12 protein-coding genes are annotated in these 16,727 nt (G+C 45.9%); 11 read left to right on the top strand and 1 reads right to left on the bottom strand.

What is annotated here, in order from left to right; translation table 11 throughout:
• The first annotated feature begins 129 nt into the window (after positions 1 to 129).
• From MWL85_RS06660 to MWL85_RS06645, 4 genes are all read left to right on the top strand, one after another.
• Complete coding sequence (locus MWL85_RS06660) at positions 130 to 612, top strand: SPOR domain-containing protein (protein WP_394802117.1); 483 nt, start codon at positions 130 to 132, stop codon at positions 610 to 612.
• 79 nt (positions 613 to 691) lie between these two features.
• Positions 692 to 1,099 carry a MerR family transcriptional regulator gene (locus tag MWL85_RS06655; RefSeq protein ID WP_244400140.1) on the top strand — a complete coding sequence of 136 codons (408 nt, stop codon included), beginning with the start codon at positions 692 to 694 and terminating at the stop codon, positions 1,097 to 1,099.
• On the top strand, positions 1,074 to 2,051 hold the full coding sequence (locus tag MWL85_RS06650; RefSeq protein ID WP_244400139.1) for a ribonuclease Z: 978 nt from the start codon (positions 1,074 to 1,076) through the stop codon (positions 2,049 to 2,051). Before MWL85_RS06655 ends, MWL85_RS06650 begins: the two co-directional genes overlap by 26 nt.
• Positions 2,052 to 2,064: 13 nt before the next feature.
• Complete coding sequence (locus tag MWL85_RS06645) at positions 2,065 to 2,949, top strand: NAD(+)/NADH kinase (RefSeq protein ID WP_021902586.1); 885 nt, start codon at positions 2,065 to 2,067, stop codon at positions 2,947 to 2,949.
• Positions 2,950 to 3,121: 172 nt separating this feature from the next.
• Here MWL85_RS06645 and MWL85_RS06640 read toward each other — a convergent pair whose 3' ends face one another.
• Positions 3,122 to 3,712, bottom strand: a complete 591-nt coding sequence (locus MWL85_RS06640) for a hypothetical protein (protein ID WP_244400138.1) — start codon at positions 3,710 to 3,712, stop codon at positions 3,122 to 3,124.
• Positions 3,713 to 5,376: 1,664 nt separating this feature from the next.
• Between MWL85_RS06640 and MWL85_RS06635 the strand changes: the two genes are divergently transcribed.
• From MWL85_RS06635 to trxA, 7 genes are all read left to right on the top strand, one after another.
• Positions 5,377 to 7,596: a hypothetical protein gene (locus MWL85_RS06635; RefSeq protein ID WP_244400137.1), complete on the top strand. Its 2,220-nt coding sequence runs from the start codon at positions 5,377 to 5,379 to the stop codon at positions 7,594 to 7,596.
• Positions 7,596 to 7,847 (top strand): hypothetical protein, encoded by a 252-nt coding sequence (locus MWL85_RS06630; RefSeq protein WP_021903745.1) that lies wholly within the window; start codon positions 7,596 to 7,598, stop codon positions 7,845 to 7,847. Before MWL85_RS06635 ends, MWL85_RS06630 begins: the two co-directional genes overlap by 1 nt.
• A gap of 402 nt (positions 7,848 to 8,249) precedes the next feature.
• On the top strand, positions 8,250 to 9,587 hold the full coding sequence (locus MWL85_RS06625; protein ID WP_021903746.1) for a radical SAM/SPASM domain-containing protein: 1,338 nt from the start codon (positions 8,250 to 8,252) through the stop codon (positions 9,585 to 9,587).
• Positions 9,588 to 9,792: 205 nt separating this feature from the next.
• Positions 9,793 to 10,536 carry an SIMPL domain-containing protein gene (locus MWL85_RS06620; RefSeq protein WP_021903747.1) on the top strand — a complete coding sequence of 248 codons (744 nt, stop codon included), beginning with the start codon at positions 9,793 to 9,795 and terminating at the stop codon, positions 10,534 to 10,536.
• 42 nt (positions 10,537 to 10,578) lie between these two features.
• A complete protein-coding gene (gene ligA, locus MWL85_RS06615; protein WP_244400136.1) occupies positions 10,579 to 12,648 on the top strand; it encodes an NAD-dependent DNA ligase LigA in 2,070 nt (689 codons plus the stop codon).
• 5 nt (positions 12,649 to 12,653) lie between these two features.
• Entirely contained in the window at positions 12,654 to 16,286 is a 3,633-nt protein-coding gene (gene dnaE / locus MWL85_RS06610) for a DNA polymerase III subunit alpha (RefSeq protein WP_244400135.1), read from the top strand.
• 77 nt (positions 16,287 to 16,363) lie between these two features.
• Complete coding sequence (gene trxA / locus MWL85_RS06605) at positions 16,364 to 16,678, top strand: thioredoxin (protein ID WP_021903750.1); 315 nt, start codon at positions 16,364 to 16,366, stop codon at positions 16,676 to 16,678.
• The last annotated feature ends 49 nt before the right edge of the window (positions 16,679 to 16,727 follow it).

Genomic DNA, 16,727 nt, shown 5'->3' with positions numbered 1-16,727 from the left:
TAAAAATAGAAATATTCCCATTTGAATGGCTAAATTACAAAATAAAAGTCTAACTTTGTGGGAAATGAGGGAAAAACTCCTATATTTGATAGGAAAAGGAATCATTCAAACCGACTTATATAGAATATGATGAAGAAAGTACAGTATGTAGCAATCGTAGCAATCGCCCTGCTCACAGCAGGTGCCATGACTTCTTGTAAACCAAAGCAGAGTGCCTATAAGGCTGTAATGGAGCGTGCACAGCAGAGAGAAATCGCTAAAGAGGCCGAGGAGACTCCTAAGGATGAGATCATCCCAGTGGTGACCGACAATGCCGATGTGCGACCCGAAAAGGTGACCCCAGCACTAGGAGAGGATGCCAGCGGACTTCGTAGGTATAGCGTGGTGATTGGTAGCTTCCTAAGCGTTACCAATGCCAATTCTCTTAAGGCTCGTATGGCCGACCAAGGGTACAACCCCATCCTAGCACAGAATGAGCAAGGTATGTATCGTGTGATCGTCACAAGCTTCGACGATAAGAGCGACGCTGTCAGAAGCCGCGAATCCATTAAGAGCATGTATGCCGATAAGGGACTCTTCCAGGATGCATGGATCTTGGAGCGTACCTATTAATCTGTGACTAGCTTTTATTTTTGAGATGAAAAAAGTAGAGACGTAATGGATATTGTTACGTCTCTACTTATTTTTTTCTATGCCAAAGAAAAGGAAGAATAACACCCACTGGAGGTTTGAAAACCCTCAAGCCAATGCTCAGGAGAAACCCTATTATACCATAGGCGAGGTGGCGAGGCTCTTTAAGGTAGATGAAACGCAGCTGAGGTATTGGGAGCGACACACGCCCTTGGCACCTAAGCGGGCGGCATCGTCGGGCACCCGTCTCTATACCCAGGACGACCTGAAGCTGGTGGAGCGGATTCGCTACCTATTGATTGATAAAGGGCTCTCACTACAGGCGGTTGCGGAGCAGTTGCAGAGTGGAGGTGCGGTAGATACCGACCTTCAGATCCGTGAGAAACTATGGGAGGTGAGAGCAAAGGTGCAAGAACTAAAGAGGGTGGTAGACCAACAATTGAATGATGCAAACAGCAGTAATGAATGATGCCAATTACGGCGATGGAATGTACCTAAAGGTGCTGGGCTGTGGCTCGGCACTCCCTAAGCCTGGACAGCAACACAGCTCACAGCTATTGCGTCTGCGGGAAAAGGTTTATATGATTGATTGCGGCGAGGGTACTCAGATGCAGTTGCTCCGCTTCGGTGGCTCGTGGGCCAATCTACACCGCATATTCATCACCCACCTACATGGCGATCACTGTCTAGGTTTGCCTGGATTGCTCAGCAGTATGTCTATGAGTGGTCTTGACCACCCTGTGCATATCTATGGGCCCGAAGGGATTGAGGCCTATGTCCGCTTTATCGTAGAGACCTTTTGTCGCGACGATGCCGAACGAATTATCCCCCACCAGATCCAGCATCGGCAGGTGCAAAAGGTCTATGAAGATCATTCGCTAGTGGTCACCTCCTTCCCCCTCAAGCATCGGGTGCCCTGCATCGGCTACCGTTTTGATGAAAAACCAAAGCCCCGGCACATTGATCGGGAGATGTGCGACTTCTACCAAATACCCATCGCCTACTTCGGGCTCCTCAAGCAGGGAGCCGACTTCCAGCGGGAAGATGGTACCGTGATACCCAATCACAAGGTGACCAAGGCTCCGCGAGCGCCTTATAGCTTTGCCTATTGTAGCGATACCGCCTATTTCCCTCCCATTGTGGAGAGCATCAAAGGGGTGGACCTGCTATACCACGAAGCGACGTTCGGTGCCAAGATGACCGAGCGAGCAGCCGAAACCCTCCATAGCACCACCACCGATGCGGCTAACATTGCCCAGCAGGCCGAGGTGGGGCACCTCCTTATCGGACATTACAGTGCTCGGTATTCTACCCCTGCTTTAGTACAAGAGTTGCTAAAAGATACGCAAGCTCTCTTCCCACGAACTTTGGCAGCTGAGGATGGGCTCACCCTCGACTTTCAGAAATTACGAACACTATAATCCATTGCCCCCTATGAAAATCCTACTTTGTGGCTCTGTCCATCAAAAGAGCGATCCAGAGACTTTCCGACAACTCATCAAGACGATCCTTGCGCTCCACCCTGAGCATTCTCTGCAGATCGAGCAGCGCCTCTACACCTATCTCCTTTCCGAAGGATTTTCACTTGGGGGTATCTCTATCTGCACTCCTAGAGGAGTGGTGGATACCGACCTGCTGATCAGTGTGGGCGGTGATGGTACCTTCCTACGCACTGCCAAGTTGATCGCCGGCACCAAGGCAGGCATTATCGGCATCAATTCAGGTCATCTCGGCTTCCTAGCAAGTCTACAGCCAGAGGAGTTTCCCCACTTCTGGAAGGAGCTAGAGGCGGGCACCGCCCTCTCTGAGGAGCGCGACCTGCTGGAGTGCTTCGTGACGGACCAAGAGGGAAGGGAGACCTTCCGCGCCCTCACACTCAACGAGGTGGCAGTGATGAAGCGTGATACCGCCAGTATGATTTCGGTCGCCACCTATATCAATGGCGAATTGATTGCCAATACCGATGGCGACGGCCAACTCATCTCCACCCCCACCGGCTCCACCGCCTACGCCCTCAGTGTCAATGGACCCGTCGTCCACCCCCATAGCCCAGTGATGCAGATATGCTCCATCGCCCCTCATACCCTCAATATGCGACCCATCGTGCTCCCCAATAGCGTCGAGATAGAGCTCCATATAGAGAGCCGAAGCGGTGCCTTCCTCCTCGCTATCGACGGCAAAAGCCACCCCGAGACCATCGGAGCCACGGTGCATATCCGTCGGTCGGAAAAGCGACTCAAGGTGCTCCACTCACAGCACTACTCCTTCTACCAAACCTTACGCCAAAAGCTCATGTGGGGTCAAGACCCTCGCCTCTAACCCTCGCGTCCCCCGATTGAAGAGGTTCCATAAACGCACCCGACAGGGTGCCATTCAGATAGCCCCCGCGTCGGAGGGGGCAGGAGCCCCCGAACGACCGGCGGGTAAAATAGTGCGATAATATCAATCGACCCTTGTGGTCGCACAACCTATAGCGGGGACAACCACCCCATCAGAAAATAGCGTCATCGGCACGGAAATAATCAATCAGCATCCATGGTGATTGGCTATCCTTTCTGCCAAATAGATACTCCTCAATCATCTCCGACCCTAGATACCCTTTGCAAAAGGCAGCTTCATTTGGGGCTAATTCCCGCCAAGCAGCAAAGAAGTAAGTGCTATCGGGAGGGGCAATCGCAATCTGTAGCTTCCCAAAGTCTGGAGTACTTGACCCCTCGCCAAGAGAAGTCCTAGCACGTTGAAACACGGCATCCTCTCTAAATCGGTCAATAAATTGAGATAGCGGTTCACTGCCTTGATTGAACGGCGCTTCGGCATCTTCAAAAATCATATTATTGGTATAATAATCCTTGTAAAGATCGTAGACTGGCACCTCATTATTTGCTTCGGCGATCAGCTCCTCCGCTTCGTCTACAGAGAGACTGGAAGAAAGCGAATCCACTGGCCGTACTACCCGCTCCGTAGCAGCCACAACCTCCTTGTCGTTGGCACCTCTATCTCCATACTTGGTATAGAGCCAAACCCCTCCCAAGGCAAGTAATGCCACACCCCCTGAAATCAAAAGTCCCCTATGCTTCCACATATTATTAATGTATCCAAAATCTGTAGCAAAGATACTGAAATTATCGTAATCCGTGAGTGTCATTCACAACACCTACAGGGGTTACGCATTAGAAAAGACTATTGTGCGAATGATGATATACAATCTGTTGAGGATAATGGCGTAAGTACCTCGGCAGAGGTCCCTCTTAAATAGGCACAGGTCGGAGGGGCGTTAGCCCCGAACGACCTGTGTGCAAGAGCATATTCACCACCTGCTTGACCCCGGCTGAGGGGTGGGGAGGGTCAGACCTAGAGTTAGGGTTGTCCGACCCCTCGTCCGGGGTCGCATGGGTATTTTACACCTATCTATACACAGAGGAGGTTCCAAAAAAAGCACCCGCCAGGGTGCCATTCAGATAGCCCCCGGTCAAGGCTCGTAGAGCCGAAGACCGGCGGGGAAATAGTATGATAATATCAATCGACCCTTGTGGTCGCACAACTTATTGGGGGTGCGACCACAAGGGTCGTATGGTTGGTGTACACCTCTTCCCCGCCGGTCGTTAGGGGCTTTCGCCCCTCCGACACGGGGGCTATCTGAGTGGCACTCTGGCGGGTGCTCTTATGCCTTTATAGATCCTTTATAATGCATAACCCCTGCATCGCCCGCGGGTGGCACGTGAGAAAGTCCTTAACGTATGGTTTTCAGCTCCTCAAGCAGGAATAGCAGAAGCCCGAAGGGCTTCCATGGTCTATTAACCCAGCCTTCCCCCTCCGTAGGTAGGCGAAGCGTACCTAGAGGAGGAGAAGGTTGGGGAGAGGGGCAAGGCATCATCAACTACCCCGAAGGGGTTGCACTTTTACATCCATAAGCGATGGTGTATATGCAACCCCTTTGGGGTAGCTTATTTATAGTCCTTTCCCCACCCAAGCTTCACCTTCGGGCTCGCTAACGCTCCCCTTCAGGGGGAAGCTTTGGTTAATACACCATGAAACCCTCTTCGGGTTTTTCCATCAATCATTGATAAATAGACTCTTGCAATCCCCCTCTCCTTGAGGTGTTTTCTTCTCAATAAACAGCCCGCACATTTTCCGCTACGAGCAAGGCAAAAGTGGAGATGCAACTAAGCAATCGGCGAGTTGCAACTAAGCATTTGCCGAGTTGCATCTCGCCGATCGCTTAGTTGCATCTCGGCAAACGCTTTTGTATGGTATTGAATTCCAATTGATTGCGAAGGAGGTCTTGACGCCCCTATTTTATTCAAATTTTGAACATTATTTATTAGCTTGAAAAACGGGCTAGTCGAGTGCCCCGTAAGCCACAAACGGATGCCTGCGGATGACCCCTGATAACCGAGGACCCCATAGTAGACACCACCCTCTCCTCTCTTTCGGATGACTATATCTATCTCTCAAATGTTAAATTAATGGGTCAACCCCATTTTTAACTATTAGAATGAATAATTGTTTGAGATACTGCAGAGATCTCGCAGTATCTAATGCTATATTTGCCTCAGAAGAATAAACACATTAAGAGAAGTAGCACTATGATTTCGGGGAACATAACATTTAAATGCGATGAGTGTATGCACAGATTACAACGATGTCAAGGAGCCTCAAGCTATCTCCTAGCATTTCTACTCTCTTGACTGTACAATTTTAGACTAATTAACTGCGGTTTATATGCTATCTTAAATAAGTAATAATATGAGCAAGATTTATGATGAGTTTGTAGCTAGGCTAGGGCGTGATGTAGTGCCTGGTCTTTATGATTATGTTGATAATAACTATACTTTTCTCATTGATATTCCAAGTGAACTAGCAACTCGACTGCGAAGCAGTTTTTATCTTTCCTCAGATGAGGAAATTTTGATGTTCAGAAGTAAATGGAAGACGAAAGGATTTGGTATAGAGGCTTTCATCCAATCTTTTAATAGCTTGGCAGGAGTGTTACTTACTAACAAGCGTTATATCCGTAAATTTGATGTGGACACCAAGGAGGAAGATATGGTTGATTTGGATTGGTATGTTCTTGATCATTTTAGTTGTAAGGATAGAGTTGTTTATACTCATTTTTCTAGTGGTACACAGATTGAGGAAGGAGATATTTTGTGTTCTTATTTTAGGAGTTTCTCGCTACGTACAGAATCTGAAATCAATGAATTTGACGAGAAAGGATATGGGACACTGTTTTGTGACACACTAAATAGTATAATTAAAATTGCAGACAGTGAATCACCAGACAAGGTGTACTATAAATTGATAAATGAGCAAAAGTTTGATGAGGCAAAAAGTCATATGCTTTCAACTATCAACTCAGCAAAACTTATATACAATAAATGGTTTTATCAATATCTTTATGCTTCTTGCTTCTATGAAGAGAGCAAAACGCTGTGCTGTGATAATGATGAACCTGAAGAGCAACGTATAAAAAAAGAATATTTATTGAAGGAAGCGGTAAATGTTTGTAGAAGTCTGCTCCGTGAATTTGAGCGTGAAATAAAAGTAAATGAGAATCTCGTGCAAAGTATATTGTGGTTAAGAGGTCAAGTTTCGTATCTTCTAATACAATGTGTAAACAGCGATCCTTCTATCAGGAATGACGTCGGTTGGACATTCGTTGATGAGCGAAATCATCTTTTCTATGTACTTGAAAATAAGGCTCAGGTTAATGATGCACATAGAATGTTAAATGGTGAGTTGTCATTCAGAGAGCTATTGAAGAAAGAGGGTGCTGAAGAAAATGAATACAAGTCACTAGGTGAGGTTTTAGAGTATGCCGATAGAAACGTGATGTTGTTCGTTAAGAATGAGGCTGAACTTGCAGAAATGGTTGATAATGAGGGAAATATACCTCTTGTGTGTACTCTAAAAGACTATCCTCGTTCTATTCATCTACCTATTGGTCATCCCAAAGCAAATACACTATATTTCGCACATCCTGTTAATTCTGATGTTTACCTTCCTTTTGAAACTGCATACGATGTTTTATTTGTGGAAATGGTAAAAGAGTTTTGCTATCTCTGCCAATGTCTTGGTGCTACAGAAATCAAGTTTGTGATGACTAAGGGTAGTTCTTCAAATGGTCAGTCTGCTATCTTGAATAAACTTGAGCTAGAAGTAGGGCGAAAAGCTCTTGGAGTAAAAGGTTCGTCAGATGAAAATATACTGGAGCAAAATGCTTCAGAGACGAAACGAGAACACGAGATTACATACACTTATGAGCCAACTAGCAATCCATACGTTCCTAATGATTTAGTTTGGCTGAAGAATAATGAGGAGTGGAATAACCTTGTGCGTCAGCGTACGAATGGAGGTAACTTACTTAGCTATACGGAGCGTATTTCATCTCATGACTCTTCAAATATGAGTTCTTCACACAATCGACAGTTAAAGGCTTCGTTTTCAAACTTGATATCTAAAGTGGACCCATCGTATGAGCGGAATGTTGAGCAGACCTTTAGTAATATTGAGGAGAAAGAAATCGTGATATCTGTGAATTTCAAGTCGGTTGACCAATTACAAAAAGTCAATAGAGAAGTGCTAGAGGTGGAGGCACCTATTGTAGAAGCCTCTATTGTTGAGACAGGAGAGCATTCTGATGCGGAAAAAGCTTTTATTGATGAGATTAAGTTTGCTATAGAAGAGGATGGAGCTATTACTTCTCTTCATAAAGTTTTTCTCGAGCAAGTTCGTAGTAAGCTTGGTCTCTCCAAAGAGGTAGCAGATACATTGATTGCAGAATATTCTGATCCTTACACAGAAAATGAAAAGGAATATATGAAGGCTGTCTCGGAATATATCGTTGATGGTGCCATTGCAGAAGGAAGTGATAGACTTCTCGTAAGATTCGCACGATTGCTAGATATCAGTGCAGAGCGAGCATTGGAGCTCCAATCAAAATGTCTAAATGAAAATAATGGCTGATGAAAAAAGTAGAGATGAAGCCAGGTCAAAAGTATTACTACATAGTCTTACGATACATGACTTGGGAAAGCAATATGAATGTGAAGGAGGGGACGGTGCCATCCGAAGCTGATGCTTGGGAAAAGACGATTGAAAATTTGCGGAATAACTTCTTCTTGACTAAAGAAGATGCCGAAAAAGCTCGTGCCCAAATTGAAGAGGTTTTCAAAAGTGCTAGTTTGAAAGTTGCGCAATTCTTAGAAGATGATTAATTGTGTTGTGTATGAATGTAATTTAATATATTGTTTGAGCTATAGGCATTCTTAAGATATGTATTTGTGGCAGATATCTTCTAATGTATGTTGTATTTTTGAGGAATGCTCAATATCTGCTTTGTTTCAAATTTATTCACCTTGAGCAAGTGAGATTAAATTATGTGTTAATATGGAAATATGCTACGAAGTTTCTAATTATGTTGAGAATGGAAGAGTCTTAGCCGCTGCATGTTGGGGGCACTGTTGCACTCATGGTGGTTATGGTAATACAGAATGGTAACCATTAAACGTTGTACTACTATAGACTAGACCATAGCATAAGCAGTCTCTATTAAGTATGTTTGAACAAGGGTTTGTCACCCTTGTTCTTTTTAAAGGATGTTTGTTGTTTTATGATATATGAATATTAAGAGAAGTGTTGATCCTTGTCACCGATTTATATTCCCCTCAAATATAGTTAAGGTTGATTATAAGGGAAAGATATTAGTTATTTCCCCAAATACAGCTAACTGGATTGTATTAGAAAATGATCTACAGTTTGATTTTTTTAAACTATTAGTTCAACACCAATTAGATGAAGCTTTAGCTTTGTATACAGGAGGAATTGATAACGCAAAATATACGGTTACACAGATAGTAGCTCGGGATTTTTGCAATACCGAGACTAAGAGTTGTATTAATGATAGCGTTAAGCAATTGCATTTTTATCTTACTAACAGTTGTAACATGACTTGTCCTCACTGTTATATGTTTTCAGGGAAAAAATCTGAACAGGAATTGAGCAGTGAATGTATTAAGAAGGTTCTAACTAGCTATTCTGAGTACGGGTCATCTGTAACTTTTTCAGGTGGTGAGATCACGATGAGAAAAGATTTGTATGATATTGTTGCTTTTGCATCTAATGAGTGCAAACTAAATGTTAGGCTTATGACTAATGGCGTCTTATGGGATGAGTCTATGATTGATAAATTTAGCCCCATTATTAATTCAGTTCAAATATCTATTGACGGATATTCAGAAGAGTCAAATGCACTTGTGAGAGGAAAGGGAAACTTTAAGAAAGCGATTAATACTCTTATTAGGTTTGCAAGCAATGGGGTACATTCTGAGATTGCAATTACTCCCCCTTTTTCAGTGGTTATTAATCATGAAGAAGATAAGTATGTGGAATTTTGTAAGGAGTTATTCGAGATTCTTCCACATAATAATTTTAGTGTCAAGTTTTCTGAGCAGATCATCGACGGAAGAAGTGTCCATTTGACTCAAGAAGAGCAAATGGAGTATTTTAATTCAGTTTCTCGAATAAAAGCACAGATAGCAGGATATGATATAAGAATCCGATCTTTTGCAAACGCTTTTCGTGATTCAACGATTATGGATAATTGCATGTATGGTGTTTTCTCCATTGACGCAACAGGTCAAGTTTATTTATGTGCACGCGTTCCATCTTTGAAGCCAATATGCAATGTGAAAAATACTCCATTCTCTAGGATTGTTATGCTTTCAAAAAAAGCACAAGATATTTCTAGAATTGATAATTTCAAACCCTGCAATTCTTGTGAATTGATGTATATATGTGGAGGAGGCTGTCGCGTTGATTATTTCCCTGAATTTGCACAGATTACTGATGTGAGTAATTGTAATGTGAAATCCTTTTCTCCTCGTAAATGTACATCTGATTTAAAGGAAAAATTTTATGATTTAATGATTGAAGCTAATCACCTTTTATACAGGTAAGTAAGTGTTCTGTCTTTGTTTTTCATTTTACCATGCGATTTCTTGATAGCTCTGGTACAAGAAGTTGGTGTTGGTCTTTTAATTAAGTTCTACCTTGGTTTTTGTGTGGAAAAACTTTGGTGGGGGCTTTGTGGTGGCGGTAGTTTTTGGTATCTTGCACGAAAGGTAATTCTATCCAATAACCATTTATTTAGAGTTGGAACGTATGGAACAGGGAAAGGCAAAATTGATCGGGACGTTGGCTATAGCAGTGGCGATGATTGTGGCTGTGGCGATTGGAGGACATGCTCTTGTGCATCGTAATGATGGGCCTAAGACACTCAGTGTGAAGGGTGGGGCAGAACAAGACTTCGTTAGTGACTTGGTGGTGTGGAATGTGACGATTCAGAGCCATTCGTCTACTCCATTGGAGGGGCTGAAAGATGTGGAGCGTCAGCAAAAGATATTGGCCAACTTTCTCACCACTCGTAAGGTGCAGGAGAGTGAGGTGGTCTTTGGCCCAGTCTCTTATCGGGAGGATATCACCGGCTACTACGATCCTAAGCAGGAGCGGTATATTGAGATTAAGAATGGCTTTATCGTACAGCAAACTGCTACGGTGACTAGTCAGAGAGTGGATGAGATAGAGAATGTGGTGCGTGAGGTGGGTGAGCTGATTGCCCAGGATGTGACTGCTAACTCTGAGGACCCTCGTTATTACTACACTAAGCTGGCCGACCTGAAGCTACAGATGGTGGCGGCCGCCTCTGAGGATGCTCGTATGAGGGCAAAGCAGATTGCTGATGAGAGCAAGGCACGCCTGGGAGGGTTACGGAAGGCGAGCCTAGGTACTTTCCAGATAATAGGTAAGCACTCTAATGAGGATTATTCGTGGGGTGGTAACTTCAATACCTCTAGCAAGGAGAAGACGGTGAGCATCACGGTCACTGCGGAGTATCTAGTGAAGTAAAGAAAACCCATAAATATCTCAGATCCCTCTACATAAGCATCTATGGATTTATTTCAGGCAGATTATGATCGGATAGCAGAGCTTCGGAAGCTTCTGGAGCGATATGAGCAGGAGTACTATGTGCTGAATGCTCCTACCATTAGTGACCAGGAGTTTGACCTCTTGATGAAGGAGTTGGAGGCGCTGGAGGAGCAATATCCCGACCGTGTGACTCCCGATTCGCCCACACAGCGGGTGGGCAGTGAGTTTTGGAAGGAGGGTAAACTGGGGAGGGTGAGCCAGTCTGAAGGATCTACGTTTAAGCATCGCTACCCGATGCTTTCGCTTGCCAATAGTTACTCGTGGGAGGATACGCTGGACTTCTACCGACGGGTTCATCAATTGGCGGGGAAGGATGCCGACTTGGTGGCGGAGCTGAAGTTCGATGGTACCTCTATCTCTATTATCTATGAAGGGGGAGTCTTGAGCCGGGCTTTGACGCGAGGTGATGGCACAGTAGGCGAGGATGTGACGAGGGCTATCCAAGCGATGGAGTGTGTGCCGAAAAGGCTTGAGGGCGAGCATCTACCTACCTATGTTGAGGTGCGTGGAGAGATCTTACTCCCTTGGGCGGAATTTCAGAGAATCAATAAGGAGCGTGAAGAGGAGGAGCTCCCTCCATTTGCTAACCCTCGAAATGCAGTGGCGGGAACCATTAAGACGAAGGAGCATGTGGAGGCGGTGATACGTAGTCGTAGGCCGACTGCTTTCTTTTATTACCTACTGAGTGATGATGAGCAGTGGTTGCCCGACCTGCATCACGACCGCTTGGCGCTGATGAGGAAGCTGGGGCTCCCTGTGGATGAGCATAGCCAGGTATGCGATTCGCTAGAGGGTCTGAAGGCTTATCTGGACTATTGGGACACCCATCGGCATCAACTACCAGTGGCAACTGATGGAGTAGTGGTGAAGGTGGATAGCTATGCGTTGCACGCTCTTTTGGGCACCACGGCGAAGTCGCCCCGCTGGGCGATGGCCTATAAGTTTTCGGCAGAGAAGGCGTTGACGCGACTAGAGTCGGTCAGCTATCAGGTGGCACGGACGGGGGTGATGACTCCTGTGGCGAATCTGGAGCCGATAGAGCTCTCTGGGACTACTGTTTCGAGGGCTACGCTCCATAATGCAGATATCATTAGTGAACTGGATCTGCACATCGGGGACTTGGTGATGGTGGAGAAGGGAGGTGAGATTATCCCGAAAATTACCTCTGTGAGGTACGACCTTAGGGATGAGAAAACGGGCGCTGCGGTGACGATGCCCAAGGTTTGTCCGGATTGCGGAACTCCACTGGAGCGTGAGGAGGGGTTGAGTGCCACTTTTTGCCCCAATGAGTGGGGCTGTCCAGCTCAGATCGAGGGTAAGATAGAGCATTTCTGTAGCCGTAAGGCGATGGATATCAATATCGGTCCTAAGACCATTCATTTGCTTTGCACTTTGCTGGGGGTGAGGAGCGTGGCGGATCTGTACGACCTTACTGAGGGGGAGCTTCTTAGGTTGCCTAGCTTTAAGGAGCAAAAGGCGACCAATCTGCTCAAGAGTATTGAGGCCTCTAAGGCGACTCCCTTTGATCGGGTGCTTTTCGGCCTTGGCATTCGTCAGGTAGGGAGTACGGTGGCGGCACATCTGGCGGATCACTTTCGGTCGCTGGAGGCGCTGCGGTCGGCAAGCCGTGAGGAGCTTTTGGAGCTAGAGGATATTGGTCCTGTGATTGCGGAGAATATCCTGAGGTATTTTGTGGAAAGCCACAATGTGGAGACGTTGGAGCGACTGGAGAGGGTGGGGCTACAATTGCGGTTTACGGAAGACACTGCTCCAAAGCCAAAGGGTTCGCTACTGGAGGGGATGAGCATTGTGGTGAGTGGTATTTTCCATACCATTACACGTGACGAACTGAAGGAGCTGATTGTGGCGAATGGAGGTAAGAATGTTTCGAGTATCAGCGGAAAGACGTCGCTGGTGATCGCTGGGGAGAATATGGGACCAAGTAAGCGGGAGAAGGCTGAGAAACTAGGAATTGAGATGATGAGCGAAGAGCAGTTTTTCGCTAAGTATGATGAATTGAAGGGGAGGTAATATAGATGCAGAACTTTGTACACTTACATGTCCACTCCTACTACTCTGTGCTGGATGGACAGTCGTCAATAGAGGGGTTGCTGGAGCAGGCAAAGAAGAATGGACAGCCAGGGATTGCCCTTACAGATCACGGGGTGATGCTGGGGATTAAGTCTTTTTGGGACGCCCCTAAATCGATGAAGAAGAAAAAGATCAAGGACCTTACGAAGAAGCTCGAAGGGGCTTCGGAGGAGGATAAACCTAAGATCCTTGAGGAGATAAAGGGGTGGGAGGATTGGAACTTTAAGTCCATCATTGGCTGTGAGTGCTATGTGGCTAGGAACGGACGCTTGAGCAAGAAAGGGAAGCAGGACTTGAGTGGCTATCACCTGATTGTTTTGGCGAAGAATATGCAGGGGTACAAGAACCTCATTAAGATGGTTTCGAGGTCTTCGTCCGAAGGCTTTTATGGTCGTCCTAGGATTGATAAGGAGCTTCTGGAGGAGTATCATGATGGATTGATTGTGCTGAGTGCTTGTCTCGGTGGAGAGATTCCGCAGCTGATCATGAATGGTCGGCTGGAAGAGGCTAAGCAGGCGGTGCTATGGCACAAGGAGGTCTTTGGGGAGGACTATTATCTGGAGTTGCAGCGACACAAGACCGATAAGCCAAGGGGAAATCAGGAGACCTATGCTCATCAAGTGAAGGTGAACGAGGTGTTGGTGCAACTCTCTAAGGAGACGGGTGTAAAGCTGGTAGCCACTAATGATGTCCACTTTGTACGAGAGGAGGATGGGGAGGCGCACGATAGACTGATCTGCGTGAGCATGGCAAAGAACTACGAGGATCCTAACCGTCTGACCTATACTAAGCAGGAGTGGCTCAAGAGTACGGAGCAGATGGTGGAGCTATTTGCCGATATCCCCGAGGCGATAGCCAATACCATGGAGATCTTTGATAAGGTGGAGACCTATTCTATTGAGAATAAACCGCTGATGCCACACTTTGAGATCCCAGCAGAGTTTGAGAATGATGATGACTACCTTCGCCATCTAGCCTATGAAGGAGCCCATAAAAGGTTTGGTGAGGAGCTGAGTGCTGAGGTAACGGAGCGACTAGACTTTGAGCTCTCCACCATTAAGAACATGGGTTTCCCTGGCTACTTCTTGATTGTGCAAGACTTTATTGCCGAAGCCCGCAAACTGGGCGTGGCTGTGGGACCAGGTAGAGGTTCTGCCGCTGGCTCATTGGTATCCTATTGTCTGCGGATTACCGACTTGGACCCACTGAAGTATGACCTGCTTTTTGAGCGTTTCTTAAATCCCGACCGTATTTCATTGCCGGATATTGATATCGACTTCGATGATGACGGTCGGCAAGATATCCTGAGGTGGGTGACGGAGCATTATGGTAAGGAGCGTGTGGCACATATCGTTACCTATGGTACGATGGCAGCTAAGATGGCCATTAAAGACCTTGGTCGTGTACTAGGATTGCCCCTTTCGGAGACCAATGCACTGGCAAAGATGATCCCTGATCGTATGCCGGAGGGTGGCAAGGTCAATATCAATAATACGCTGAAGCAGATACCAGAGTTTAGGGATGCCTATTACGAAGGTGATCCTCTGAAACATGATGTGATAGAATATGCACGGCAACTGGAGGGAACGGTGCGTAATACTGGTGTGCATGCTTGCGGTATTATTATCGGTCAGACAGATATCTCGGACGTCGTTCCGACCTTTGTGACCACTGATAAGGATACTGGTGAGGACATTTTGGTGACGCAATATGAGGGGAGTGTGATTGAGTCAACCGGCTTGATCAAGATGGACTTTTTGGGGCTTAAGACGCTCTCCATTATTCGTGAGACGCTCAATAATATTAAGCTTCGCCATGGGATAGACCTGGATATTTCTAAGATTCCTCTGGATGATGCCAAGACTTATGAGCTCTTTAGCGCTGGAAAGACTTCGGCGGTATTCCAATTTGAGTCGCCTGGTATGCAGAAGTCGCTGATGCAACTAAAGCCCACCAAATTTGAGGACTTGATTGCTATGGTGGCACTCTATCGACCGGGCCCTATGGATAATATTCCTTCTTTTATTGCCCGTAAGCATGGTCGGGAACCGATTACTTACGACCTTTCTGTGATGGAGGAGTATCTTGAGGAGACGTATGGTATCACCGTATATCAGGAGCAGGTGATGCTACTTTCCCGTAAGATTGCCAACTTTACTAGAGGGCAGTCGGACTCTCTTCGTAAGGCGATGGGTAAGAAGCTAATCGACCAGATGGCTTCGCTGAAGGAGTTATTTATGGAGGGAGGTCAGAAGAATGGTCACCCTGCGGAGATTCTAGAAAAGATTTGGGGCGACTGGCTCAAGTTCGCTTCGTATGCCTTCAATAAGAGCCATGCTGCTTGCTATGCTTGGGTGGCGTATCAAACGGCTTATCTCAAGGCTAATTATCCTGCAGAGTTTATGGCAGGTGTGATGAGCCGAAACCTCAATAACATCACGGAGATTACGAAGTATATCGATGAGAGTAAGAAGATGGGGATTGAGGTCTTCAATCCTGATGTAAACGAATCCAACTTCGCCTTTTCGGTGAATAAGGCTGGGCATATCCGTTTCGGATTGGGTGCTATTAAAGGCTTTAGTAGTTCGGCAGCTCGTGAGATTATTGAGGAGCGGCGCGAGAATGGACTTTTTGCCGATGTCTATGACTTTTTCGCTCGGGTCGAAGGAAAAGCGACCACTAAGAAGGTCTCTGAAGCATTAGTGCTGAGCGGTGCATTTGACTCTTTCGAGACTTTCACTCGTGAGGATTACTATCAAATGGAGGGCAATAAAGAGGAGACCTTCTTGGATAAGTTGATCAACTATGGCAATAGAACTCAGGAGGAGAAGGCACACTCAATGGGCTCTCTCTTTGGTGATGACCTCTTTCAAGAGATGGCGAAGCCAACGCTCTCGGAGCATGCTCCTCAGTGGAATGATATGGACCGCCTGAATAAGGAGAAGGAATTATTGGGCTTTTATCTCACAGCTTCGCCACTAGACCAGTATGCACTTCCACTGAAGTATAAGTGCAATATTGGAGTGTCAGAACTACGAGACGTGATGGATTATGTGGGGAAGGAGCTGATCTTCGGTGGCATTGTGACTGGGTTCCGTGAGATGATGACCAAGAAGAATACCAAGGCGGGCTTCATTAAGATACAAGACTACAATGGTGAAGGCGAGCTGGCTCTCTTTGGTGACTCCTACCTTAAGTACTCTATGTATGGCCGTGAGGGACTATTTATTTTGGTGCGTGCTGAGGCAGAGATGGGCTACTCAGGTGACCGTGCTTTCCTTAAGATCAATAGCATACAACTACTGGAGGAGGTGGCTGATTCACTACTGAGCGATCTGCAGATTACTATCCCCACATGGGCTATTACTGAGCAGTTTTATGAGGATATTATGCCTCCGCTGAATAATTGTAGAGAGACAAAGGGACCTATGTCCATAGGTTTTTATATCTTTGATAGCACTCAGGATGTTTATGTCAATCTAGAGTCGTCGCAGCTCTCAGGAGTATCAGTCTCTACTGAGCTACTAGATAAGCTGGCTCTTTATGAAGAGAGTGGGGTTAGTTTTGAATTGAAGTGAACTATCTAGGTGAGTGATGTGTTGAATATAGTAGAAGAGAGAATATAAACAGTATAAATTTTATAGAGATAAGTATTATGGCTTTAACTTTTACAGATGCTAACTTCCAAGAGGAGGTAGCTAAAGGTGGTGCAATGGTGATTGACTTCTGGGCACCTTGGTGTGGTCCATGTCGTATGGTTTCACCTATCATTGATGAACTTGCTGAGGAGTACGGTGATAAGGTACGTATCGGTAAGATGAATGTGGATGAGAATAACGATGTGGTAGCACAGTTCGGAGTTCGCAATATTCCTACAATCCTTTTTGTTAAGGATGGCGAGGTAGTTGACCGTAAGGTGGGTGCCCAAAGCAAGGACTCTTTGAAGCAGTCTATTGAAAAGATCCTATAAGCTATCGGCTTTGTGATAAATAAAGGGGTGTATACTACGCGTATGCACC

The organism is Porphyromonas somerae (assembly GCF_022845615.1).
In the GTDB taxonomy this organism is placed as follows: Bacteria; Bacteroidota; Bacteroidia; order Bacteroidales; family Porphyromonadaceae; genus Porphyromonas_A; species Porphyromonas_A somerae.
The sequence above is the reverse complement of the archived record's forward strand: the minus strand, read 5'-3'. Positions and strand labels throughout refer to the sequence as shown.

Excerpts from the sequence above, each read along its gene's own strand:
- MWL85_RS06660 (WP_394802117.1), top strand. The coding sequence starts at position 130 with ATGAAGAAAGTACAGTATGTAGCAATCGTAGCAATCGCCCTGCTCACA.
- MWL85_RS06655 (WP_244400140.1), top strand. The coding sequence starts at position 692 with ATGCCAAAGAAAAGGAAGAATAACACCCACTGGAGGTTTGAAAACCCT.
- MWL85_RS06650 (WP_244400139.1), top strand. The coding sequence starts at position 1,074 with ATGATGCAAACAGCAGTAATGAATGATGCCAATTACGGCGATGGAATG.
- MWL85_RS06645 (WP_021902586.1), top strand. The coding sequence starts at position 2,065 with ATGAAAATCCTACTTTGTGGCTCTGTCCATCAAAAGAGCGATCCAGAG.
- MWL85_RS06640 (WP_244400138.1), bottom strand. The coding sequence starts at position 3,712 with ATGTGGAAGCATAGGGGACTTTTGATTTCAGGGGGTGTGGCATTACTT.
- MWL85_RS06635 (WP_244400137.1), top strand. The coding sequence starts at position 5,377 with ATGAGCAAGATTTATGATGAGTTTGTAGCTAGGCTAGGGCGTGATGTA.
- MWL85_RS06630 (WP_021903745.1), top strand. The coding sequence starts at position 7,596 with ATGAAAAAAGTAGAGATGAAGCCAGGTCAAAAGTATTACTACATAGTC.
- MWL85_RS06625 (WP_021903746.1), top strand. The coding sequence starts at position 8,250 with ATGAATATTAAGAGAAGTGTTGATCCTTGTCACCGATTTATATTCCCC.
- MWL85_RS06620 (WP_021903747.1), top strand. The coding sequence starts at position 9,793 with ATGGAACAGGGAAAGGCAAAATTGATCGGGACGTTGGCTATAGCAGTG.
- ligA (WP_244400136.1), top strand. The coding sequence starts at position 10,579 with ATGGATTTATTTCAGGCAGATTATGATCGGATAGCAGAGCTTCGGAAG.
- dnaE (WP_244400135.1), top strand. The coding sequence starts at position 12,654 with ATGCAGAACTTTGTACACTTACATGTCCACTCCTACTACTCTGTGCTG.
- trxA (WP_021903750.1), top strand. The coding sequence starts at position 16,364 with ATGGCTTTAACTTTTACAGATGCTAACTTCCAAGAGGAGGTAGCTAAA.